Source organism: Acidovorax sp. FG60 (assembly GCF_057808995.1).
On sequence record NZ_JBMDJC010000003.1, the window covers coordinates 416,975 to 437,902 of the forward strand.

Below are 20,928 nucleotides of genomic sequence, written 5' to 3' on the forward strand. Positions count from 1 at the left end.
TTGCGGGGGCCTTGGCCTCCTGGGTGGGCGCTGCGTAGAACCCCAGAAACATGTCCACCGCATCTCCCACTACTTGCGCTTGCTGTGCGGCGCTCAAGGGTGGCTGGCCCATGGCCAGCTGGGGCCAGAACGCAAATGCCTTGACCATGCCCTGCAGTTGCTGCGCGGCGTAGGGAACATCCATGGTGGCGCGCAGGCGGCCATCCTGCTGGGCCGCGCGCAGCCAGCGCGGCAGGCCCTCTTCCTTGGCCGAGAGCTTGGCGGTGATGCCGCGCGCGCGCTCGGGGGTGTGCATCATGTCGGCCATGGCCACGCGGCTCAGGTCGATGAAGCTCGCGTCGTTGAGCAGGCGCATCTTTTGCGCCAGCAGCTCCAGCAGCTGGTCCCGCAGCGGGCGCGTGGGGGTGTAGGCCAGTTCGTCGGGTGACTGGCTGCGCTCCCACATCAGCAGCAGGATGGCTTCGAACAGTTCTTCCTTGCTTGGGAAGTGGTTGTACACCGTGCGTTTGGACACATCCGCGGCTGCGGCCACGCGGTCCATGCTGGTGCCGTTGAAGCCGTGTTCGCGGAACTCGCCGATGGCGGCCTGCACGATGGCATCGCGCTTGCGGTCGGTCAGGCGAGGGATGGGCTGGGAGGCGATCATGCGCAAATTTTACACCGGGTAGTTTACTTTTCTAAAAAGTGAACTACACTGTGCAGTGTAATTTCTATGTCGCAGATCCGGTGTCACTCTCCATCGCCCGCCGCCGCCGTCTGCTCCCGGCACTTTGTGTCGCCTTCGTTGTACTGATCGTCATGGCCTACAGCCTCTTTTCCCGCGCCGCCCAGCCGGTGGCCGCCTATGAACAGTCGCCGCAGTTTGCGGGTGGCAAATTTCGCAACGTGGCACCCCGCCATGCGCTGGGCGCCCTCAAGACGCTGGAGGTGATGTGGCGCTTTGCCACCGGCAAGCCCGACGACTCGGTTCCGCGCCAGCCCGTGCCGGTGTACGCGGTGATGCGGTCAGACCTGCTGGCAGCGCCCGACCTGAGCCTGTGGCGCCTGGGGCACTCCACCCTGCTCTTCAAGGTCAACGGCCAGTTCTGGCTGACCGACCCGGTGTTTTCCGAGCGCGCCTCGCCGTTCCAGTTCCTGGGCCCCAAGCGTTTTCATGCGCCGCCCATCACGATTGACGAGCTGCCGCCCATTACCGGCGTGATCCTGTCGCACGACCACTACGACCACCTGGACTACGCAGCCATCCAGAAGCTTGCGCCCAAAGTGGAGCACTTCATCACGCCGCTGGGCGTGGGCGACCGGCTGATTGGCTGGGGCGTGCCTGCGGCCAAGGTGCAGCAGTTGGACTGGTGGCAGGGCACCACCATTGGCGGGCTGCAGCTGGTGGCCACGCCTGCGCAGCATTTCTCGGGCCGGGGCTTGTCGGACGGCAACAGCACGCTGTGGGCCTCGTGGGTGCTGATCGCGGGTCAAGGCGCTGACCAAGTCCGCGTCTTCTTCAGCGGCGACACGGGCTATTTCGACGGCTTCAAGGCCATTGGCGAGCGGTTTGGCCCGTTCGATCTGACGCTGATCGAAACCGGCGCCTACAACGCCGACTGGCCCGACATCCACATGCACCCCGAGGAGAGCCTGCAAGCCCATCTGGACGTGAAGGGGCGCCATTTGTTCCCCATCCACAACGGCACGTTCGACCTGTCGCTGCACCCCTGGGTGGAGCCGTTCGAGCGCATCACCGCCCTCGCGGCAGCAGCGCAGGTGCCGCTGGTGGCGCCCATCATGGGCGAGCGGCTGGACATCCGCGCGCCCGCGCTGTCCACCCACTGGTGGCGCAAGGTGGAGCCGCAGGCCGAGGCCACGGCAGTGGACCGAAGCGTGGCCCTGGCCCCGCAGCCCGGCGCGTGGTGATTTACCGCATGCGCGCCAGCCCGCCCACCACGCGCGCGGCGGCCACGATCTCGGCTTCGCTATAGCCTGCATACCCCAACAGCCAGCCACGCCGCGTGGACTGCATCGCATAGCGCGATAGTGGCGCCAGCATCACCCCGGCGGTGAGCGCCTTGCGGCTCAGGGTCTCGTCGTCACTGCCTGGGGCGGCTTCGTACAGCAGGTGCATGCCCCGGTCGCTGGGCGCCAGCTGAAGGGCCCCACCGCTCGTATCGGCCAGCGCGTCAACCAGCACCCGCTGGCGCGCCTGGTACAGCTCGCGCATCTGCCGCAGATGGCGCAGCAGGTGGCCTTCTGCAATGAAGCGCGCCAGCACCGCCTGGGTGTCGCCCGGCGCGTGCCGGTCGGTGATGGCCCGGGCCATGGCAAAGGCCTCCACCAGTGCGGGCGGCACCACCACAAAACCCAGGCGCAGGCCGGGGTGTAGTGTCTTGCTGAAGGTGCCTACATACAGCACGCGCTCCGAGCCCGGCAGGCTGCACAGGGCGGGTACGCGCTGGGCAGCGCCGCCGTACTGAAACTCGCCGTCGTAGTCGTCTTCCACCACCCAGGCGTCGTGCGTGCGCGCCCATTGCAGCAGCGCCTGCCGCCGCGCCAGGCCCATGCACACGCCGGTGGGGAACTGGTGCGTGGGCGTGACCACCGCCATGCGCGCGCCGGGCCACTGGGCCGCACCCTCGTCGATGCGAAGGCCCTGCGCATCCAGCGCCACGGGCCGCGCCAGCACGCCGTGGCCCAGCAGGCTGGCGCGGATGCCTGGGTAGCCAGGGTCTTCCACCAGCACCTCATCGCCCACGTCCAGCAGCAGCCGCGCGATCAGGTCGATGCCCTGCTGCGAGCCCGAGCACACCACCACCTGCGCCGCATCGCAGCGGATGCCGCGCGACGCCCACAGCCACAGTGCCACGGCCTGGCGCAGTTCGGGGTCGCCCGCGGGGTCCAGGTACTGCGCGCGTGCGCTGCGCTGGCCGGGGCGGGCCTGGCGCGCCAGGCGGTCCCACAGCGCAAACGGAAACGTGTCCACCTCGGGCGCGCCGATGCGGAATGCGCGTGCCGCCACATGCGGCGGGCGCCAGCGGGCAGCCGTTTCGGCAATGAGCTGCCCGCGCCGCGAGAGCCCACGCGGCGGCGCCACCAGCCCTTGCGGAGGCGGTGCGCCTGCGGCCTGCGAGACATAGGTGCCGTCGCCCACACGCGCCTCCACATACCCTTCGGCCTGCAGGCGCTGCACGGCCCACAGCACGGTGTTGCGTGACACGCCCAGGCTGGCTGCGTGCTCGCGCGACGGCGGCAGGCGCGTGCCCGCCGGCAGGCGGCCCTGTTCGATGGCGCTGCGCAGCTGTTCGTACACCTGCTGGCGCAACTGGCCCAGGCGCCCGTCCCGGGGGGCTGTGGTCTTGGGATTGGCTCCGGCAACTGGCATGAATTGGCCCCTTGGTTGTGGTGATGCAACCATAAACTGAAGAGCCATTTTAGAAATCCCGGGCTTGTGTTTCCTCCAAGGCCCGGCCACCGCAAGAAAGACCTATCCATGGCCGAGCACACCGCCACTATCACCTGGTCCCGTGGCAACGATGACTTTCTGGACAAGCGCTACCACCGCACCCACACCTGGCAGTTCGATGGCGGCGCCACCGTGGCCGCGTCGTCGTCACCCCATGTCGTGCCGCTGCCGTATTCCGACGCGGCAGCGGTGGACCCGGAAGAAGCCTACGTCGCGGCCCTGTCGAGCTGCCACATGCTGTGGTTCATGGACTTCGCCAGCCGCGCGGGCTATCGGCTCAACAGCTACGCCGACGCCGCCGTGGGCACCATGGCCAAGAACGCGCAGGGGCAGCTTGTCGTCACCCACGTGCAGTTGCGCCCCGTCACGCGCTTTGATGGGGCCCACGCGCCCAGCGCTGCCCAGCTGGACGACCTGCACCACCGCGCCCACACATCGTGCTTTCTGGCCAACTCGGTCAAGACGCAGATCGACTGCGCGCCCGTGCTCGAAGTGGATGGAGCCTGACATGACCATTGCCAACCGCCAGTTTCAAGTCACCGACCCGGCCGCGCAGCAGGGACTGGTGCAGGCCCAGCCCCTGGCCACCCTGGTCGTGTCGCACGAGGGCACGCTGCACGTGAACCATGTGCCTTTGTATCTGGACCCCTCGCGCGGACCGCACGGCACGCTGGTGGGCCATGTGGGGCGCGGCAACGGCGTGTGGCCGCTGCTGCCGCAGCAGGCCGTGGCCGTGTTCCACGGCCCCCAGGCCTATGTGTCGCCCTCGTGGTATCCGTCCAAGGCCATCGACGGCAAGCAGGTGCCCACCTGGAACTACGCCACCGTGCACGCCCACGGCACGCTCAGCGCGGTGGACGATCCAGTGCAGTTGCGCGCCATCCTGCACATTCTGAGCGAGCGGCACGAGGCGCACCGCCCCGACCCTTGGCGCATTGACGATGCCCCGCCCGACTACATCGACAAGCTGCTGGGCGCCATCGTGGGCATCGAGCTGGCCGTGGAGCGTTGGGAAGGCGTCTGGAAGGTGAGCCAGAACCGCACCGACACCGACCGCGCGGGCGTGGTGCAGGGCCTGATGGCCGAGGGCACATCTGCAGCACAAGACATGGCCGCGCTGGTGCGGGCGGCTTGATGCCTTGAGTACACGCCAGCATCAAAAGTGATAGCTTCTGGCGCTTGATAGATAAGCGCTAGAGCCTGTTTTGACCATATTTTTTAGGTGGCTGAAATCGTTCATCACTGTTCGGGCTGAGCCTGGCGAAGCCGCGCGCGGCGCTTCGACCGCCTCAGCGTGAACGGGTTGTGGGCGAATCATCCCTCCAGCAGCTCCACCCGCAGCGCTGCCACTGGCCCGGCCACCGCAGGGTGGGCGGCCAGTGCGTGCACGGCCAGGTCTACCGTGGCTTGGGCCACGGCATCGGTCAGCACCAGCACCTGGGGCTCGCTGCCCGTGGGCAGCGCTTTGTCGCAGGCCAGCTCCACACGCTGCACGGGCACGTGCTGCGCCGCCAGCCAGGCACCCACGGCTTCGATCTGCTGGGCGCTGTGCACAGGCACGCGCAGGTAGTGGCGGGTGTGCACGGCTGCGCGGGGCAGCACGGCCAGTTGCTCGTCCATCGCCTGGGGGTGAAACCCCAGGTGCGGCACGCGCTGCTGTGCACGGGTGCCATCCAGGCGCGCCACGTCCACCAGGTCTGCAATCACGGCCGATGCGGTTTGCTCGGACCCCGCACCCGCGCCGTAGAACATCGTCACGCCCGCCGCATCGCCCTTGACCATCACCGCGTTCATCGAGCCATTCACCTGCGCCAGCAAATGCGCGGCAGGCACCAGCGCTGGTTGCACGCGCAGCTCCACGCCGTCCGCATCGCTCTCTTTGCGCCGCTTGGCCACGCCCAGCAGCTTGATGCGAAAGCCCAGTTGCTCGGCGCAGGCCACGTCCAGCCCCTGCAGGCGGGTGATGCCCTCCACCTGCGCATCGGCAAAGCGCACCGGCATGCCGAACGCATTGGCCGCCAGCAGCGAGATCTTGTGCGCAGCGTCGACGCCCTCGATGTCAAACGTCGGATCGGCCTCGGCATAGCCCAGCGCCTGGGCCTGCGCCAGCGCTTCGGCAAAGCCCACACCCTCATCGCGCATCTTGCTCAGGATGAAGTTGGTGGTGCCGTTGATGATGCCCGCCACCCATTCGATGCGGTTGGCCGTGAGGCCCTCGCGCAGCGCCTTCACGATGGGGATGCTCACCGCCACCGCGCCTTCATAGGCCACGGCCACGCCGTGCTGGCGGGCGGCGGCAAAGATCTCGTTGCCGTGCGTGGCCAGCAGCGCCTTGTTGGCCGTGACCACATGCTTGCCCGCGCGGATGGCGGCCAACACCCAGTCGCGCGCAGGGCCGGTGCCGCCAGCGGCTTCCACCAGCACATCCACATCGGGGTGTGTGGCCACCTGCATGGGGTCGTTGGTCAGGGCCACATCTTTGCCCACCACGCTCATGGCGCGGGCGAGGCTGCGGGCGCATACCACCACCAGCTTGATGTCCCGCCCTGCGCGGCCTGCGATGAGCGCCTGGTTGCGTGCCAGCACGCGAAAGGTGCCCGCGCCCACGGTACCAATGCCGATCATGCCCACACGCAGGGGGCGCATGGCCGCAGTGGGCGACTGCAACGACGGGGCTTCGAGGGACTGGACGGGATCTCGGTACATGGACTTCTCCGGCTAACGAACGAACAAACAAAAAAACCCAGCTGCCAGAGCTGGGTTTCGTGCATTCGTCTTGGGGGAGAAGAGAGCGATCACCAGGTGGCTGCCGAAACGGCCACCTGCGCGTGCTCAGGTGGCCGCGGTGGTAATGGTGGTAATCATTCGTGCATCCAGTGCCCGCTGTTCACCGTTGGCCCGCGTGAGTGCGGGCGGCATCATGCCCATGCCTTGGAAGGCAGCGGCGCGTGCGGTGAAGGGGATGGAGGTGTACGACATGAAGGGCGCAGTGTACCGGATGCGTGCCGGGGCCCGTCAACCCGTTTCTGTGGGCCTGTGGCGCGAAGGACTCACCGGCCTTCGGTGGCTGCCACGCGCACCATGCGGATCGCATCGAACGGGCAGCGCACCGCACACAGCGCGCACCCGGTGCAGCCCGGCGCATCGTGCAGGGTGGAACACTTGGGACCCCAGGGCCCCGTGCCTTGCACCTGCAGCGACAGCACATGCGGCGGGCACACCGCAATGCACCAGCCGCAGCCGGTGCAGCGCTGGGGGTCGATGGTGGGCAGTGCCTTGGGGGGGGTCGTGGTCATGTGGTGCGGTGCTGCTGGCAGTGTGCCCCTGGAGCGGGCTCCCCACAAGGAGCGCGCTACAGTGCCCCTCATGAACGCAGAACCCCACTCCACCATCACCCGCCATCTGTTGATCACCGGCCATGTGCAGGGCGTGGGCTACCGCTGGTCCATGGTGCAGGCCGCCGAACGCCTGGGCGTAAAGGGCTGGGTGCGCAACCGCCAGGATGGCCGCGTGGAGGCCTGCGCATGGGGCACCGAGCAGGCCGTGCTGGCCCTCATCGACTGGGCGCAGCAGGGGCCTGTGCATGCGCGGGTGGAACGTGTGGTGGTGGGCAATGTGCCCGATGGTGGCGAGGCCCCGCAGGGGTTTGTGCAGCGAGAGACGCTGTAGCTGCGCCGCTGCTATGGGCGCAGGCCCAGTTGCCTCAGCAACTCCATCGCCCCCGCAGGCGCCCGCTCCTTCGCCCCGTTGATGAAGTACACGAACACATCGCGCGGCCGCTCGCCGCCCGTCCAGGTGCGCACGCCATCGGCCCACTGTGCAATCGCCTCGGGCGTGTAGCCGGTGGGCACATCGGCCTGGCTGCGCATCAGCCGCAGGTAGGCAAAATCGGCCTCTGCATCTGCGATGGCGGGAAACTTTTCGGAGTCCGTGTAGACAGGCACGCAGCCGTATTGGCGGGCCAGCGCCACGAACTCTGGCGTGGCAAAACTCGGGTGGCGCACATCCAGGGCGTGGCGCAGCCGCAGGCCATCCACCTGTTGTGGCAGCAGGGCCAGAAAGGCCTCAAAGTCCCGTGGCTCAAACACCTTGGTCGGCATGAACTGCCACACGATGGGCCCGAGCTTGTGCTTGAGTTCCGAGATGCCGCTCTCCACAAACCGCGTGATCGACTCGCCTGCCTGCGCCAGCACGCGCCGGTGCGTGGCAAAACGGTTGGCTTTGAGCGAGAACAGGAAACCTTCGGGCGTTTCATCCCGCCACTTGGCGAAGGTGGGCGGCTTGAAGGTGCTGTAGTACGTGCCGTTGACCTCGATGGAGCTGAGCTGGCGGCTGGCGTACTGCAGCTCCTTGCTGTGCGCGAGGCCTGCGGGGTAGAAGTTGTCGCGCCAGGGCTCGAAGGTCCAGCCGCCGATGCCGATGCGGATGTTTTGGCTTCTGCTGCTACTGCCTGCGTTGGTGCTACCAGTGCTGTCCACGGTGTTCCCCTCATGAATCCACGGAAGGGCCACTGTAGCAGCGGCCTGCTGCGCCTGGAGAGCCCACAGAGCGGTGCTATGGCTGCGGGCCGGGCAGCTCGACCCGCGCCTCCAGCCCCGCACCATCCTCACGCTGCCCCAGCACCAGCCGGCCGCCCAGCGCCTGCGCCAGCTCGTTCGCAATGGCCAGGCCTAGCCCCGTGCCGCCTGTGCCGCGGTTGCGCGAGTCTTCCAGCCGCACATAGGGTTGGAGCACGGCGGCCAGGTCAGCTTCCGGTATGCCCGGCCCCCGGTCCAGCACGTGCAGCAGCCACTGGCCGTGATCTCCAGCCTCCAGACTCACTTCAGCCGCGCCCGCGAACTTGAGCGCGTTGTCCACCAGGTTGCACACCAGCCGGCGCAGGGCCTGCGGGCGCGAGTCGCAGGTGCCCGGGTCTGCGTGCAGCAGCGTCACGGGCAGGCCCGCATCGGCGTAGTCGAACGCAATGCTCTGCAGCAGCGCGCGCAGGTCCACGCGCTGTGGGGGCTCCTGGGCAGCCTGGGACGAGCGCGCGTAGGCGATGCCCTCTTCCACCAGCGACTGCATCTCGGCCAGGTCTGCGTGCAGCTTGCCCTGCAGCGCGGTGTCGTCCAGCAGGTCGGCGCGCAGGCGCAAGCGGGTGATGGGCGTTTGCAGATCGTGCGAGACGGCGGCCAGGATGCGCATGCGCTCCTCCAGGTGCGCCTGGATGCGCTGCTGCATGCGGTTGAAGGCCTGGGCAGCGCGCTGCACTTCGCGCGGGCCGTCCTCGGCCAGGGGCACGGCGGCGCGGTCGGCACCCAGCGCATCGGCCGCATCGGCCAGCGTGCGCAAGGGCCGCGTGGCCGCGCGCACGGCCCAGGCGCACAGGCCTACCAGCAGCGCCAGCTGTAGCGCCAGCGCGCCCAGCACCCAGGGCGAGACCTGCAGCCGGGGCTCGTCCATGTCCACGGCCAGCGGCGTGCCGTCGCTCAACTGGAGCTGCAGGCGCAGCTCGGTGCCGGGCACGTGGGGATCGATCACCCGCACCGTCTGGCCGGGGGGCAGCGTGGCGCCCACGGCGCCTGCAATCAGGCGGGCCAGGTCGGACGGGTCTTCGGGTGCGTCCAGCGGCGCGGTCAGCGCAAACCGGTAGTTGCGACGCGCCAGCCGGTCCACCCACTGCGCACGCTCCGCGGCGGGCAGGCGGTCCAGCATGGCCATGGAGCTGGCCACATCGCTCGCCAGGTACGACACCATGGCGCGGCGCATGGTCATGCTGCGCTCGGTGATCGCCAGCACGAAGGTCAGCGCATGCGCCAGCGCCAGGCCCAGTGCCAGCACCAGCAGGATGCGACCGAACAGCGAGCGGGGCCACCAGCGCAGCGTCATGCGGCGGCTCCTCCCGGCGTGGGTGCGGTTGCCGGTGCGGGCAATACGTCGGCGCAGAACACATAGCCCTCGTTGCGCACGGTCTTGATATAGCGTGAGCCGCGTACCCCGTCGCCCAGCCGCTGGCGCACGCGGCTGACCAAGAGGTCGATGGAGCGGTCGAACACATCGGCATCGCGACCCTGCGTGAGCTGCAGCAGCTGGTCGCGTGTGAGGATGCGCTGGGGGTGGTCCAGCAGCACGCGCAGCAGCCGGTATTCGGCGCCCGACAGCGCCACCACCGCGCCCGTGGCATCGAGCAGGTGGCGCGCCGTGGTGTCCAGCCGCCAGTCGCCGAACGCAAGGTGGCGCGCGGGCTCGGCCACCGCCAGGTTGGGCGGCAGCATGCGCGTGCGCCGCAGCACCGCGTGGATGCGCGCCAGCAGCTCGCGCGCGGCAAAGGGTTTGGTCAGGTAGTCGTCCGCGCCCAGCTCCAGGCCCAGGATGCGATCCGCCTCGTCGCTGCGCGCGGTGAGCATGATGATGGGCAGCGGCGGCGTGCCGGGGCTGCGCAGCTCGCGGCACAGCGCGATGCCGTCGGTGCCCGGCAGCATCAAGTCCAGTACCAAGAGGTCGATGCGTTGCGTGGCCAGCACCTCGCGCATCTGCCTGCCGTCGGCTGCCACGCTCACCTGCAGGCCCTGGCGCTGCAGGTACTCGGCCGCCAGCTCGCGGATGCCGGCGTCGTCATCGACGATGAGGATGTGGTCGGGCGGGGTCGTCGTCGTCATGGGCGCTGATTGTCCAGGCTTTGGCGCCTAGCGGTGAGGCCGGTACGGGCCCGCATGTATCTGAACTTGTCTGCCGGTGCCGCCGACACGCGCGCATACCAAAAGGCCTGTGCAGGACAAACCGCCGATACGTACGCTGGCTTCAATGCAGTCTTCCTGAACTTCACGAGGACTTGCCATGAAACCATCCTTCGCCCTGGCCGCCGCTGCGCTGGCCCTGGGCCTGGCGCACAACGCCAGCGCGCAAGAGGCTGCCACCCAGCCCGCCACGGCGCCGCACCCCAAGGCCCCGCTGGGCCGCTGGATCACCGAAAGCGGCAACCTGGAGGTGGAGATTGCTCCCTGCCCCACTAACGCCAATGGCACTGCCAGTGCGAACACCGGTGGCAGCAGCGGCACCAACACCCTCTGCGGCAAGGTGGTGCGCGTGCTGGCCAACCGGTCGATGAGTGCACCCGGCACCGAGATGGCCGCGGCCGACGCGCGGCCCGCGCTGGGCATGACGATGCTGTCCGGCCTGCGCGACAGCGGCAGCGGCGAGTACCAAGGCGAGATTTACAACCGCGAGAACGCCAAGACCTACCGCTCCACCCTCACCCCCGCTGAGCCCGACCAGCTGCTGGTGCGCGCGTATGTCGGTATCCCGCTGTTCGGCAAGACGCAGGTGTGGCGTCGCCCGGCCGCAGAGCGTGGGGGCGTGCAATGAGCATGGCCGCCACCTCCCCCTGGCTGGCCGTGGCCGCTGGCATGCTGACTGTGGGCGCGCCCTGCGTGCTGCCCATGTTGCCGGTGGTGCTGGGGGCGTCGGTGGCGGGCGGCCCAGCGCAGCGCACGCGTCCGCTGTTCATCGCGCTGGGGTTTGCGCTGTCGTTCGCAGCCGTGGCGCTGCTGTTCAGCAGCTTCACGCAGGTGCTGGGCTTGTCGCCCGAGGGCTTGCGCCGGTTCGCCGCCGCAATGCTGCTGGTGTTTGGCGTGCTCACGGTGTGGCCCAGGCCATTCCAGTGGCTGAGCCAACAGGCGGGTGGCGTGCTCAACCGAGCGGCCAGCCTGGGGATGGGCGCATCGGCGGGCAACTGGGGCGGGCTGCTGCTGGGTCTGAGCCTGGGTGCGGTGTGGACGCCCTGCGCCGGGCCGGTGCTGGCCTCCATCCTCGCGCTCATCGCCACGGAGCCGCCGGGGGTCAGCACGGCGGTGCTGTTGCTGGCCTATTCCACCGGCGCCGCGCTGCCCATGCTGGCCATCGCCTACGGCGGTCAGGCCGCGGCCAGTCATGTGCGCCGCATCTCGCGCCATGCCCACCGCGTGCAGCAGGTTTTTGGGGTGGTGGTCATCGCCGTCGCGCTGGCCATGCTGCTGGAGGTGGATGGCCAGGTCACAGCGTGGCTGTCGCAGTTCTATCCCTCAAGTTTTGGAGGGCTGTAAGCGGCCCTCAGCAAGGAGTTTCACCATGACATCTCGCATTTCTTCACCCACCTCGTTTCAGCGCCGCACGTTCCTGGCGTCTGCAGCATCTGTGGCTGCCGCCGTAGCGGCACCCGCCCTCACCCACGCAGCAGGGCCCGCCGTCCAGGCGACCACGCTGCCCGACTTTGGCGCGGCACCCGAGTTCACGGGCATCGAGCGCTGGCTCAACTCCGAGCCGCTCAGCCTGGCCCAGCTGCGCGGCCGCGTGGTGCTGGTGGACTTCTGGACGTATGCCTGCATCAACTGCATCCGCACGCTGCCCCACGTGAACCGCTGGGCCGAGCTGTACACCCCCCAGGGCCTTACGGTGGTGGGCGTGCACACGCCGGAGTTTCCGTTTGAGCGCACTACCCGCAATGTCGAGGTGGCCATGCGCCGCCACGGCGTGAAGCACCCCGTGGCGCAGGACAACCGCTACGGCACCTGGAAGGCCTACAGCAACCAGTACTGGCCCGCGGCCTACCTCATCGATGCGCAGGGCCGCATTCGCTACAAGCACTTTGGCGAAGGCGAATACGAGCGCACCGAGGCCGTGATCCGCGCGCTGCTCGCGGCGCGGAGCTAGGCGTTCTGGCTCCACCGTTCACTCATTTTTATCCCGTCATTTCTCTGCCCGCTCTCCATTCACCTTTGCAGGACTCTTGCACCATGCCGCACCCCCGCCTTCAATTTGCCCTGGTCTCGCTCGCCGCGGCCGCTGCTGCTCTCTGCATGGCCGCTGCCAGCCATGCCCAGGCACCGCAACTGCCACCACCCGACGCCACCCACCCCGCCACACTGCAATTGATGCAGGGCTTTCCGCCACCGCCCGACAAGGTCGTGCGCCTGGCCAACATCCTCAAATACCCCAACGTGCGCTGGGCCGCGCACCACCTGCGCGAGCTGGGCCCTACGGCCGCTGTCTGGCGCGGCGCCGGCGCACCCAGCGCGCTACTCGCCGCAGCCCGCGCGCTGGACGATGCACTGCCCGTGCCCGACGGCAAGGGCGGCACCACCACGCTGGCCGACTGGCAAAAGGCCACCTACACCGATGGCCTGCTGGTGCTGCACCGGGGCCGTGTCGTGTACGAGCGCCACCACGTCGGCATGCAGCCGCACCAGCCCCACGTGCTGTGGTCCATGAGCAAATCGCTCACCGGCCTGCTGGTGACCGAACTCATCCAGGAAGGCGTGATCGACCCCAAAGCGCTGATCCCCCGCTACCTGCCCGAGCTGGCCACCAGCGCCTGGGCCGATGCCACCGTGCAGCAGACCCTGGACATGACGACCGGCGTGCAATATGCAGAGAACTTTGCCGACCCTGCGTCCGGCGTTTTCCAGTACCTGGCCGCCGCAGGCTTGCAGCCCGCACCGCCCGGCAGCAACGCCGCCAAAAGCATGGCCGAGTTCCTGCCCACGTTGAAGAAAGAAGGGGAGCACGGCACCGCGTTTGCGTACAAGTCGGTGGACACGGAAGTACTGGGCTGGCTGCTGCAGCGCGTGACGGGCAAGAGCTACGCCACGCTGCTGTCCGAGCGCATCTGGTCGCGCCTGGGCGCGCAGGATGATGGGTATGTGTTTGCCGATGCGAACGGTGGTCAGTCCACCAGCGTGGGCGTGAACGCCACGCTGCGCGACTTGGGGCGCTTTGGAGAAATGCTCCGTGCCAATGGCAGCTTCAACGGCCAGCAGATCATCTCGGCCGCCACCATTGCCGAGCTGCGCAAGGGTGCCGATCCCACGAAATTCAGCAAGGCCCCCGGCACGGCCATGCGCGCGGGCTACTCGTACCACAACCAGTGGTGGGTGCCGCACGATGCGGACGGTACGCTGGAAGCCAAGGGCCTGATGGGCCAGCACATCCACATCAACCCGGCGGCAGAACTGGTGGTGGTGAAGCTATCAACACACCCGGTGCCCAACACGGCCTTCACCCACGCGCTGGACCGGCAGGCGTTTGCTGCGCTGGCAGCGGCGGTGCGGGCTCGCTGAGGGTGAAGAAGAATCGGCCAAGGCGGCGCCCCCGGCGCTGCGCCTGTACCGTTAGCTACTTCACGAGCGTGGCGGTCAGCGTGATCTCTGGCACCGAGGCCAGCGCCTTCGACAGCGGGCAGTTGGCCTTGGCATCGGCCGCTAGCTTCTGAAAGGCCGCGTCGTCCATGCCCGGCACCTTGGCCGTGAGCGTGAGGGCGATGCGGTCAATCACAAAACCATCGCCTTCCTTGCTGAGCCGCACGCTGGCCGTGGTGTCGACGGTCTCGGTGGCGATGCCAGCCTTCTCGGCGGCAAAAGAAAACGCCATGGTGAAGCAGGCTGCATGGGCAGCGCCCACGATCTCCTCGGGATTGGTGCCCTTGCGGTCGTCGCCGAAGCGGCTGGCAAAGCCGTAGGGGTACTTGTCCAGTGCGCCGGTCTCGGTGCTGATCTGGCCCTGGCCGGACTTGCCGGCACCTTCCCAGTGAACGCTGGCTTTCTTTTCAGACATGGTGTATTCCTTGTGGTGAATGGGGTGAGCCGCTCATGTCACCACGCCCCGCCGCTCGGGCGTGTGGGACACCGTCGCGTCGTGCTGTCCATCTTGAACGTGCATCGTGGCAGGCATGGGTGCCCGTTGCAGTGCTAGTGTGGTGTTGCATGCTTGACGGCATATTGAAAGTCGATGGATTTTTGGTCAGGGCAAGGCGCAAACCACAGCGATACCCGTAGGTATCGCGCGGATTTGCAACGCCGCCCTGGCCGAAAAGACCCGGTTAGAAGTGCCGGATAGCGTCCAACACCACACTAGACGTCTTCAATGAGGGGCTGGGTCCGCACCATGCGGATCGCATCAAACGGACACCGCACCGCGCACAAGGCGCACCCCGTGCAGATCGCAGCAGCAGGATAGAGCCAGGAGCCAGGCGACCACGACAGCATTGCAGCTCAGCGCACGCAGCACCGCTGGTCGAGCGCTGCCGTGGTGGGCGGGCTTGTAAACAACACCGAAGGCGGGTGCGCTGGCGATACCGTGCGTGCACGCCCCCTGCAGCAGCAACAGTGCCTCCACCATCACCCGGCACCTTCTCATCCGTGGACACGTCCAGGGCGTCAGCTACCGCTGGTCCATGATGCATGGCTGCCCAGCAGCGCGGTGTGCAAGTGCCGTGATGGCAGAGCCTGCGGAGCCTTGGGCAGGCCTTGTACAGAGGGGCAGGGTGTAGGAGCAGGGAGGTTGGTCAGCTTGCACTGCGTCGGGTGCCGCCCTGCTGCACCAACCGACGGATTGGCCTTGGTGACCGTTCAGCCCTTGCGCTGCAAGTCCCGAGCCCCATACGCACAGTACCCAGGCTTGGGGCTCTTCTTTTGTGGGTGCAGCCGGCACGTCTCGGGCCGCTTGTCATACACCGTGCACAGCCGCGTCTTGGGGTCCAGAAAGTTGCAGTCCCCACTGGCCCGCCGCGCCATCGTGAAGATGGCGTTCTTGTGGTTGAAGTGGTCAATCAGCCGCGCCTTTTGCAGCCGCTTGGCAATGTGGCGGATTTCCTCGTGCTCGGCCTCGAACGGGTCCACCAGTTCAAGCCGCACCAGGTCCGACAGCTGCACCTCCAGCGGCATCGTGCAGCAGTTGGCCGCGCAGGTGTCGCACAGGCCAGCGCGGTAGCGGGTCCAGGTGTCGAGGCGGTCTACGTCAACGATGGCGATGGGGGAGCGCATGGGGTGGGATTGTGCCTGCGTGCAATACAGGGCGCTGCACTTGGTAACACTTGGGCCATACTCGCAAGGCAGCCAACACCCTGCTGTCCACCCATCCCACCACAAGGTCCGACGAGTGAGCGCATCGCCCAAAAGCCATCTCAGCGAAACCGATATTTGCGACCGTTTCATCACACCCGCCTTGGAGCAAGCGGGCTGGACGCTGGAACAGCACATCCTGCGTGAGTACACCTTGCGCCCCGGCCGCGTGGTGGTGCGCGGCCAGGCATCGCACCGCGACAAAGCCTCCATGCTGCGGGCCGACTACGTGCTGTTCCACAAGCCCAACGTGCCGCTGGCCGTGGTGGAGGCCAAAGACGCCAAGCACTCCGTCGGCGCGGGCATGCCCCAGGCCATTCAATATGCTGAGCTATTGGGCGTGCCCTTCAGCTTTGCCAGCAATGGCGATGGCTTTGTGTTCCGTGATGCCACTTTGTCTGATGGCGTGCTGGAGCGCGACCTCACGCTGGACCAATTCCCCACCCCCGCCGAGCTGTGGGCCAAATACTGTGCCTGGAAGGGCTGGACGCCTGCAGTCGAGCACATTGCCGCCACCGACTACGCCCCCAGCAAAACCCCGCGCTACTACCAGCTCGGGGCCATCAACCGCACCGTCGAGGCCATTGCCGCAGGCCAAAACCGCGTGCTGCTCGTCATGGCCACGGGCACCGGCAAAACCTACACCGCGTTCCAGATCATCTGGAGGCTGTGGAAAAGTGGGGCCAAAAAACGCATCCTCTTCCTGGCCGACCGCAACATCCTCATCGACCAGACGATGGTCAATGACTTCCGCCCCTTCAAGGGCGCCATGGCCAAGCTCAGCCCCCATGCCAAGGGCGTGGAACGGGTGGACGCCCAAGGTCAGATCACCGTGGAAGACGTGGACCTGGCCGTGAACAAGACCACCAAGGTGGTCGATAAAAGCTACGAGATCTACCTCTCGCTCTACCAGGCCGTCACCGGCACGCAAGAAGAGCGCAATATCTACAAGCAGTTCAGCCCGGACTTTTTCGACCTCATCGTCGTGGACGAATGCCACCGGGGCAGCGCGGCAGAAGACTCCGCCTGGCGCGACATCCTGACCTACTTTGCCAGCGCCACACAGATCGGCCTCACGGCCACGCCCAAGGAGACGGAAGACGTCTCCAACATCGACTACTTTGGCGAGCCGCTCTACACCTACAGCTTGAAGCAAGGCATTGAAGACGGCTACCTCGCGCCCTACAAAGTGGTGCGCGTGGACCTGGACAAAGACACCTTCGGCTGGCGCCCCACCGAAGGCCAGCGCGACAAGTTCGGCCACCTCATCGAAGACCGCATCTACACCGGCGCCGACATGAACCGCAAGCTCGTCATGGAGCAGCGCGACGCCGTGGTGGCCGCAAAGGTCACCGAATACTTGAAGGCCACCGACCGCTACGCCAAGACCATCGTCTTTTGCGAAGACATTGAGCACGCCGAGCGCATGCGCAAGGCACTCAGCAACGCCAACGCCGACCTGTGCGCTACCCAGCCCAAATACGTGGTGCAGATCACCGGCGACAACACCGAAGGCAAGCGCGAGCTCGATAACTTCATCGACCCCGAGAAGCCCTACCCCATCATCGCCGTCACCTCCAAGCTCATGAGCACGGGGGTGGATGCCCAAACCTGCAAGCTCATCGTGCTGGACCAGACCATCAAGTCCATGACGCTGTTCAAGCAGATCATTGGCCGGGGCACCCGCCTACGCGAAGACTTGGGCAAAAGCTGGTTCACCATCCTCGACTTCAAGCGCGCCACGGAACTCTTTACCGACAAAGACTTCGACGGCGAACCCGTGCAGGTGTACGAACCCCAGCCCGGCGAGCCCATGGCCCCGCCCCCACCGGTGGAGTTGCCCCCCAGCGCCCAGCCCGGTGGTGCGGGCCCTGATGCCTGGCCGCCTACCACCGCAGGCCCTGGCGAGGGCGACGCAGGCACCGACGAACCCCGCAAATACACCCTGGGTAGCAACGTCACCGTGGCCGTGGCGCGCGAGCGGGTGCAGTACCTCAACGCAGACGGCAAGCTCATCACCGAAAGCCTGCGCGACTACACCCGCATCAACCTGCTCAAAAAATACGACTCGCTCGACCAGTTTCTGCAAACCTGGCAGCAGGCCGACCGCAAGGCCGCCCTGCTGGCCGAGCTCGAGTCCGAGGGGGTTCTGCTGGACGCCCTGGCCGCTGAGGTGGGCAAAGACCTCGACCCGTTCGACCTGCTGCTGCACGTCGCCTACGACCAGCCCCCGCTCACCCGCCGCGAGCGCGCTCAGCGCGTCAAAAAGCGCAACGTCTTCACCCAATACGGCCCCGTGGCCCGCAAGGTGCTCGACGCCCTGCTCGACAAATACGCCGACGAAGGCATTGCCACCATCGAGAGCAACGAAGTCTTCAAGCTCCAGCCCTTCACTGACTTGGGCAGCCCGGTGGAGCTGGTGCGCAGCTTTGGTGGCCGCCCCCAATACCTCAGCGCACTGCAGGCGCTGGAGCAAGCGCTGTACGCTACGCACCCGGCCCACTAACTGTGTGCCGCTGTGTACTGCCAAATACTCCTGATTTGATAGCTGCTAGCGCTTGATAGATAAGCGCTAGAGCCATTTTTTTGCTTAAATCCCGCGTCCCATGTCCAACCTCACCCCCGTCATCAAATCCATCCAAGACATCATGCGCCAGGACTCTGGCGTGGATGGCGACGCCCAGCGCATCAGCCAGCTCACCTGGCTGCTGTTCCTCAAGGTGTTTGACGCGCTGGAAGAAGAACTCGAACTCACCCGCGACGACTACAAAAGCCCCATCGCCGAGCACCTGCGCTGGCGCAATTGGGCGGCCGATGCCGAGGGCATGACCGGCGACGCCCTGCTGGACTTTGTGGACAAGCAGCTCTTCCCCGCCCTCAAGGGCCTGAGCGCCGACCCGCAGCGCAACCCGCGCGGCTACGTGGTGCGCGGCGTGTTTGAAGACGCTTACAACTACATGAAAAGCGGCCACCTGTTGCGCCAGGTGGTCAACAAACTCAACGCCATCGACTTCAACCGCCAGGCCGAGCGCCACCAGTTCAACGACCTGTACGAAAAAATCCTGCGCGACCTGCAAAGCGCAGGCAACGCGGGCGAGTTCTACACCCCCCGCGCCGTCACCCAGTTCATGGTGGACATGACCAACCCCCAGTTGGGCGAAAGCGTGATGGACCCCGCCACCGGCACCGGTGGCTTCCTCGTCTGCGCCATCGAACACCTGCGCAAGCAGGTGCACAACGCAGAGCACGAAGCCGTGCTGCAAAACAGCATCCGCGGTGTCGAGAAAAAGCAGCTGCCGCACATGCTGTGCGTCACCAACCTGCTGCTGCACGGCATTGAAGTGCCCAGCCAGATCGTGCACGACAACACCCTGGCCCGCCCCCTGCGCGACTACACCGCTGCAGACCGCGTCAACGTCATCCTCACCAACCCGCCCTTTGGCGGCATTGAAGAGCCGGGCATCGAGGCGGGCTTTCCCGCCGACGTGCGCACCAAGGAAACCGCCGACCTCTTCCTCGTGCTCATCCAGCACCTGCTCAAACCTGGCGGCCGCGCCGCCGTGGTGCTGCCCGATGGCTTTTTGTTTGGCGAAGGCGCCAAGGCCCGCATCAAAGAGCAACTGCTGCAGCACTGCAACCTGCACACCATCGTGCGCCTGCCTAACGGCGTGTTTGCGCCCTACACCGGCATCAAGACCAACCTGCTGTTCTTCACCAAAGGCCAGCCCACGCAGCACATCTGGTACTACGAACACCCGTATCCACCGGGCGTGAAGAACTACAACAAAACCAAGCCCATCCGCATCGACGAGTTCGACGCCGAGAAAGCCTGGTGGGGCCATGAAGCCGACGGCTTTGCCGCCCGCGTCGAAAACGAACGGGCCTGGAAGGTCAACATCGACCAGATCAAGGCCGCTGGCTACAACCTGGACCAAAAGAACCCCCACATCGGCGAACAGCACAGCCACGACCCCGACGTGCTGCTGGCCGACTACGCCCGCCTGCAGGCCGAGGCCCAGGCGCTGCGCGACGAGCTCAAGGGCATCCTGGCGCAGTCTTTAACAGCCAAAACAGCCGCTAGCGCTTGAGGAATCAGCGCATGCTGCTATCAAATATGGAGCCACTCGCCACCGCCCCCGGTGGTGTCGCCAAACTGCGCGAACTCATCCTCACCCTGGCCGTGCAAGGCAAGCTGGTGCCACAAGACCCGGCCGATGAACCGGCGGGTGTACTGCTGCAGAAGATTCGGGCGGAGAAGGATCGGCTGATCGCCGAGGGCAAGATCAAGCGGGACAAGGCGCTGGCGGAGATTGCGGAAGAAGAAATGCCGTTTGAGTTGCCGCAGGGGTGGGAGTGGGTACGGCTGAGCGCTTTGCTGCAGAAAATCGGTGCCGGAAGTACACCTCTTGGTGGTCGCGAGGTTTATGTCTCGTCTGGTGTGAAATTCCTTCGATCCCAGAACGTGTGGGTCGAAGGATTGCGCCTTGATGGCGTGGTGTTCATCAAGCCAGAAACGCACGCCAAGATGGCTGGCACAGTTGTTGTCGCAAATGACTTGCTATTCAACATCACCGGCGCATCCATCGGGCGCTGCGCGGTAGTTCCAAGCGATTTCGATGAGGCAAACGTTAGCCAGCACGTCACAATCATTCGCGCTGTTTTGCCAGACCTTAATGCCTTCTTGCATAAAGTTCTTGTCTCACGGCATGTCCAACAGACCGTCATGGATGTGCAGGTTGGCGTATCGCGCGAAGGTTTGAGCATTGCCAAGCTCGGTCAGTTCTTAATTCCCCTGCCACCCCTCGCCGAACAATCCCGCATCGTTACCCGCGTCGAAGCCCTCATGCGCCTGTGCGATGCGCTGGAGGCAAAGGGCCAGTTGGAGGCCGCGCAACACGCCCAATTGGTCAGCACCCTGCTGGGCACGCTCACCGCCAGCACCACGCCCGAGGAATTGGCCGACAACTGGCAGCGCGTGGCCCAGCACTTCGACCTGCTACTGGACCGCCCCGAAGCCATCGACGCCCTGGAGCAAACCCTGCTGCAACTGGCCGTGCGCGGCCTGCTCGTGCCCCAAGACCCCACCGACGAACCCGCTTACACGTGTCTTTCTCGGCTGCATGCCTCGGTACTTGATCAGCCTGCTAGAGATACCAAGCATGTGAAGTTTCAGAGTGGCGACCATAACCTTCCAAAGGGTTGGTGTTGGACGAGTGTTGCCGGTATCGCGGAGTGCCTTGACTACATGAGAAGGCCTGTCAAGAAAGACGACAGGGGTACGTCGAATTCAGGCGTGCCTTACTACGGCGCAAATGGTCAGGTGGGTTGGATTGATGACTTCATCTTTGATGAGGATTTGGTGCTGGTGGTTGAGGACGAGACATTTATTGGCCGTACTAAGCCCTTTTCTTATGTGGTTCGCGGCAAGAGTTGGGTAAATAACCACGCGCACGTTTTGAGGCCTCGGGAGGGTATGAACTTGGAGTACTTAAATATGTGTTTGGAGCGCTATGACTTCGTTCCTTTGACATCCGGTACCACCAATCGTAGGAAGTTAACCAAGGCTGGACTGAACCGCCCCGGGTTTCGTGGAGGCCGGTTGGTTTAAGTCAGACCACCACCATG

Annotated in this window: 20 protein-coding genes and 2 pseudogenes; 11 read left to right on the plus strand and 11 right to left on the minus strand. The window is 66.0% G+C overall.

What is annotated here, in order from left to right; all coding sequences use genetic code 11:
• Nucleotides 1-31: 31 nt before the first annotated feature.
• Nucleotides 32-646 (minus strand): annotated as a pseudogene (locus ACODS0_RS07050) (TetR/AcrR family transcriptional regulator); the annotation flags it as partial.
• Nucleotides 647-798: 152 nt separating this feature from the next.
• Here ACODS0_RS07050 and ACODS0_RS07055 point away from each other — a divergent pair.
• Nucleotides 799-1,908 (plus strand): MBL fold metallo-hydrolase, encoded by a 1,110-nt coding sequence (locus ACODS0_RS07055; protein WP_055401195.1) that lies wholly within the window; start codon nucleotides 799-801, stop codon nucleotides 1,906-1,908.
• Between the two features lies 1 nt (nucleotide 1,909).
• On the opposite strand, the gene pdxR is transcribed toward ACODS0_RS07055, so the two are convergent.
• Entirely contained in the window at nucleotides 1,910-3,370 is a 1,461-nt protein-coding gene (pdxR, locus tag ACODS0_RS07060; protein ID WP_055401197.1) for a MocR-like pyridoxine biosynthesis transcription factor PdxR, read from the minus strand.
• 108 nt (nucleotides 3,371-3,478) lie between these two features.
• Between pdxR and ACODS0_RS07065 the strand changes: the two genes are divergently transcribed.
• Both ACODS0_RS07065 and ACODS0_RS07070 read left to right on the plus strand, forming a co-directional pair.
• The gene (locus tag ACODS0_RS07065) at nucleotides 3,479-3,958 is read left to right on the plus strand and encodes an OsmC family protein (protein WP_218300732.1); all 480 of its coding nucleotides are present in this window, start codon (nucleotides 3,479-3,481) and stop codon (nucleotides 3,956-3,958) included.
• Between the two features lies 1 nt (nucleotide 3,959).
• The gene (locus tag ACODS0_RS07070; RefSeq protein ID WP_142149742.1) at nucleotides 3,960-4,586 is read left to right on the plus strand and encodes an FMN-binding negative transcriptional regulator; all 627 of its coding nucleotides are present in this window, start codon (nucleotides 3,960-3,962) and stop codon (nucleotides 4,584-4,586) included.
• A 179-nt stretch (nucleotides 4,587-4,765) separates the two neighbouring features.
• On the opposite strand, the gene ACODS0_RS07075 is transcribed toward ACODS0_RS07070, so the two are convergent.
• From ACODS0_RS07075 to ACODS0_RS07085, 3 genes are all read right to left on the minus strand, one after another.
• Nucleotides 4,766-6,157, minus strand: a complete 1,392-nt coding sequence (locus ACODS0_RS07075) for a homoserine dehydrogenase (RefSeq protein WP_488833870.1) — start codon at nucleotides 6,155-6,157, stop codon at nucleotides 4,766-4,768.
• A 126-nt stretch (nucleotides 6,158-6,283) separates the two neighbouring features.
• A complete protein-coding gene (locus ACODS0_RS07080) occupies nucleotides 6,284-6,430 on the minus strand; it encodes a hypothetical protein (protein WP_158603283.1) in 147 nt (48 codons plus the stop codon).
• Between the two features lie 71 nt (nucleotides 6,431-6,501).
• Nucleotides 6,502-6,747, minus strand: a complete 246-nt coding sequence (locus ACODS0_RS07085) for an ATP-binding protein (protein WP_121421715.1) — start codon at nucleotides 6,745-6,747, stop codon at nucleotides 6,502-6,504.
• Nucleotides 6,748-6,817: 70 nt separating this feature from the next.
• Here ACODS0_RS07085 and ACODS0_RS07090 point away from each other — a divergent pair, with 70 nt between their 5' ends.
• Nucleotides 6,818-7,120 (plus strand): acylphosphatase, encoded by a 303-nt coding sequence (locus tag ACODS0_RS07090; RefSeq protein ID WP_228897081.1) that lies wholly within the window; start codon nucleotides 6,818-6,820, stop codon nucleotides 7,118-7,120.
• Nucleotides 7,121-7,131: 11 nt separating this feature from the next.
• Here ACODS0_RS07090 and ACODS0_RS07095 read toward each other — a convergent pair whose 3' ends face one another.
• The 3 genes from ACODS0_RS07095 to ACODS0_RS07105 form a co-directional block, all read right to left on the minus strand.
• Complete coding sequence (locus tag ACODS0_RS07095; protein ID WP_488833874.1) at nucleotides 7,132-7,929, minus strand: DUF72 domain-containing protein; 798 nt, start codon at nucleotides 7,927-7,929, stop codon at nucleotides 7,132-7,134.
• 76 nt (nucleotides 7,930-8,005) lie between these two features.
• A complete protein-coding gene (locus ACODS0_RS07100) occupies nucleotides 8,006-9,319 on the minus strand; it encodes an ATP-binding protein (RefSeq protein WP_488833875.1) in 1,314 nt (437 codons plus the stop codon).
• Nucleotides 9,316-10,089, minus strand: a complete 774-nt coding sequence (locus ACODS0_RS07105) for a response regulator (RefSeq protein ID WP_488833877.1) — start codon at nucleotides 10,087-10,089, stop codon at nucleotides 9,316-9,318. The genes ACODS0_RS07100 and ACODS0_RS07105 overlap by 4 nt, the downstream gene beginning before the upstream one ends.
• 178 nt (nucleotides 10,090-10,267) lie before the next feature.
• On the opposite strand from ACODS0_RS07105, the gene ACODS0_RS07110 reads away from it, so the two are divergent.
• The 4 genes from ACODS0_RS07110 (at nucleotide 10,268) to ACODS0_RS07125 (ending at nucleotide 13,524) form a co-directional block, all read left to right on the plus strand.
• The gene (locus ACODS0_RS07110; protein ID WP_218300738.1) at nucleotides 10,268-10,795 is read left to right on the plus strand and encodes a DUF2147 domain-containing protein; all 528 of its coding nucleotides are present in this window, start codon (nucleotides 10,268-10,270) and stop codon (nucleotides 10,793-10,795) included.
• Nucleotides 10,796-10,797: 2 nt separating this feature from the next.
• Entirely contained in the window at nucleotides 10,798-11,511 is a 714-nt protein-coding gene (locus ACODS0_RS07115; protein WP_255577809.1) for a cytochrome c biogenesis CcdA family protein, read from the plus strand.
• Nucleotides 11,512-11,536: 25 nt separating this feature from the next.
• Entirely contained in the window at nucleotides 11,537-12,118 is a 582-nt protein-coding gene (locus ACODS0_RS07120; protein ID WP_488833881.1) for a thioredoxin family protein, read from the plus strand.
• Between the two features lie 83 nt (nucleotides 12,119-12,201).
• Complete coding sequence (locus ACODS0_RS07125) at nucleotides 12,202-13,524, plus strand: serine hydrolase domain-containing protein (protein ID WP_488833883.1); 1,323 nt, start codon at nucleotides 12,202-12,204, stop codon at nucleotides 13,522-13,524.
• A gap of 55 nt (nucleotides 13,525-13,579) precedes the next feature.
• Here ACODS0_RS07125 and ACODS0_RS07130 read toward each other — a convergent pair whose 3' ends face one another.
• From ACODS0_RS07130 to ACODS0_RS07140, 3 genes and pseudogenes are all read right to left on the minus strand, one after another.
• On the minus strand, nucleotides 13,580-14,017 hold the full coding sequence (locus ACODS0_RS07130) for an OsmC family protein (protein WP_055401254.1): 438 nt from the start codon (nucleotides 14,015-14,017) through the stop codon (nucleotides 13,580-13,582).
• A gap of 296 nt (nucleotides 14,018-14,313) precedes the next feature.
• Nucleotides 14,314-14,400: pseudogene (locus ACODS0_RS07135) on the minus strand (4Fe-4S binding protein); the annotation flags it as partial.
• Between the two features lie 411 nt (nucleotides 14,401-14,811).
• Nucleotides 14,812-15,225, minus strand: a complete 414-nt coding sequence (locus ACODS0_RS07140; RefSeq protein WP_488833886.1) for a YkgJ family cysteine cluster protein — start codon at nucleotides 15,223-15,225, stop codon at nucleotides 14,812-14,814.
• A gap of 115 nt (nucleotides 15,226-15,340) precedes the next feature.
• Here ACODS0_RS07140 and hsdR point away from each other — a divergent pair, with 115 nt between their 5' ends.
• The 3 genes from hsdR to ACODS0_RS07155 all read left to right on the plus strand — a co-directional run bounded on the left by hsdR (nucleotide 15,341) and on the right by ACODS0_RS07155 (nucleotide 20,911).
• Entirely contained in the window at nucleotides 15,341-17,809 is a 2,469-nt protein-coding gene (hsdR, locus tag ACODS0_RS07145) for an EcoAI/FtnUII family type I restriction enzme subunit R (RefSeq protein ID WP_488833887.1), read from the plus strand.
• Nucleotides 17,810-17,909: 100 nt separating this feature from the next.
• Nucleotides 17,910-19,391 (plus strand): type I restriction-modification system subunit M, encoded by a 1,482-nt coding sequence (locus tag ACODS0_RS07150; RefSeq protein WP_488833889.1) that lies wholly within the window; start codon nucleotides 17,910-17,912, stop codon nucleotides 19,389-19,391.
• A gap of 11 nt (nucleotides 19,392-19,402) precedes the next feature.
• Nucleotides 19,403-20,911: a restriction endonuclease subunit S gene (locus ACODS0_RS07155; protein ID WP_488833890.1), complete on the plus strand. Its 1,509-nt coding sequence runs from the start codon at nucleotides 19,403-19,405 to the stop codon at nucleotides 20,909-20,911.
• Nucleotides 20,912-20,928 lie beyond the last annotated feature (17 nt).

What these genes read in the sequence shown, in the direction of transcription:
- ACODS0_RS07055 (WP_055401195.1), top strand. Translation starts at nt 799, where the DNA reads ATGGCCTACAGCCTCTTTTCCCGCGCCGCCCAGCCGGTGGCCGCCTAT.
- pdxR (WP_055401197.1), bottom strand. Translation starts at nt 3,370, where the DNA reads ATGCCAGTTGCCGGAGCCAATCCCAAGACCACAGCCCCCCGGGACGGG.
- ACODS0_RS07065 (WP_218300732.1), top strand. Translation starts at nt 3,479, where the DNA reads ATGGCCGAGCACACCGCCACTATCACCTGGTCCCGTGGCAACGATGAC.
- ACODS0_RS07070 (WP_142149742.1), top strand. Translation starts at nt 3,960, where the DNA reads ATGACCATTGCCAACCGCCAGTTTCAAGTCACCGACCCGGCCGCGCAG.
- ACODS0_RS07075 (WP_488833870.1), bottom strand. Translation starts at nt 6,157, where the DNA reads ATGTACCGAGATCCCGTCCAGTCCCTCGAAGCCCCGTCGTTGCAGTCG.
- ACODS0_RS07080 (WP_158603283.1), bottom strand. Translation starts at nt 6,430, where the DNA reads ATGTCGTACACCTCCATCCCCTTCACCGCACGCGCCGCTGCCTTCCAA.
- ACODS0_RS07085 (WP_121421715.1), bottom strand. Translation starts at nt 6,747, where the DNA reads ATGACCACGACCCCCCCCAAGGCACTGCCCACCATCGACCCCCAGCGC.
- ACODS0_RS07090 (WP_228897081.1), top strand. Translation starts at nt 6,818, where the DNA reads ATGAACGCAGAACCCCACTCCACCATCACCCGCCATCTGTTGATCACC.
- ACODS0_RS07100 (WP_488833875.1), bottom strand. Translation starts at nt 9,319, where the DNA reads ATGACGCTGCGCTGGTGGCCCCGCTCGCTGTTCGGTCGCATCCTGCTG.
- ACODS0_RS07105 (WP_488833877.1), bottom strand. Translation starts at nt 10,089, where the DNA reads ATGACGACGACGACCCCGCCCGACCACATCCTCATCGTCGATGACGAC.
- ACODS0_RS07110 (WP_218300738.1), top strand. Translation starts at nt 10,268, where the DNA reads ATGAAACCATCCTTCGCCCTGGCCGCCGCTGCGCTGGCCCTGGGCCTG.
- ACODS0_RS07115 (WP_255577809.1), top strand. Translation starts at nt 10,798, where the DNA reads ATGGCCGCCACCTCCCCCTGGCTGGCCGTGGCCGCTGGCATGCTGACT.
- ACODS0_RS07120 (WP_488833881.1), top strand. Translation starts at nt 11,537, where the DNA reads ATGACATCTCGCATTTCTTCACCCACCTCGTTTCAGCGCCGCACGTTC.
- ACODS0_RS07125 (WP_488833883.1), top strand. Translation starts at nt 12,202, where the DNA reads ATGCCGCACCCCCGCCTTCAATTTGCCCTGGTCTCGCTCGCCGCGGCC.
- ACODS0_RS07130 (WP_055401254.1), bottom strand. Translation starts at nt 14,017, where the DNA reads ATGTCTGAAAAGAAAGCCAGCGTTCACTGGGAAGGTGCCGGCAAGTCC.
- ACODS0_RS07140 (WP_488833886.1), bottom strand. Translation starts at nt 15,225, where the DNA reads ATGCGCTCCCCCATCGCCATCGTTGACGTAGACCGCCTCGACACCTGG.
- ACODS0_RS07150 (WP_488833889.1), top strand. Translation starts at nt 17,910, where the DNA reads ATGTCCAACCTCACCCCCGTCATCAAATCCATCCAAGACATCATGCGC.
- ACODS0_RS07155 (WP_488833890.1), top strand. Translation starts at nt 19,403, where the DNA reads ATGCTGCTATCAAATATGGAGCCACTCGCCACCGCCCCCGGTGGTGTC.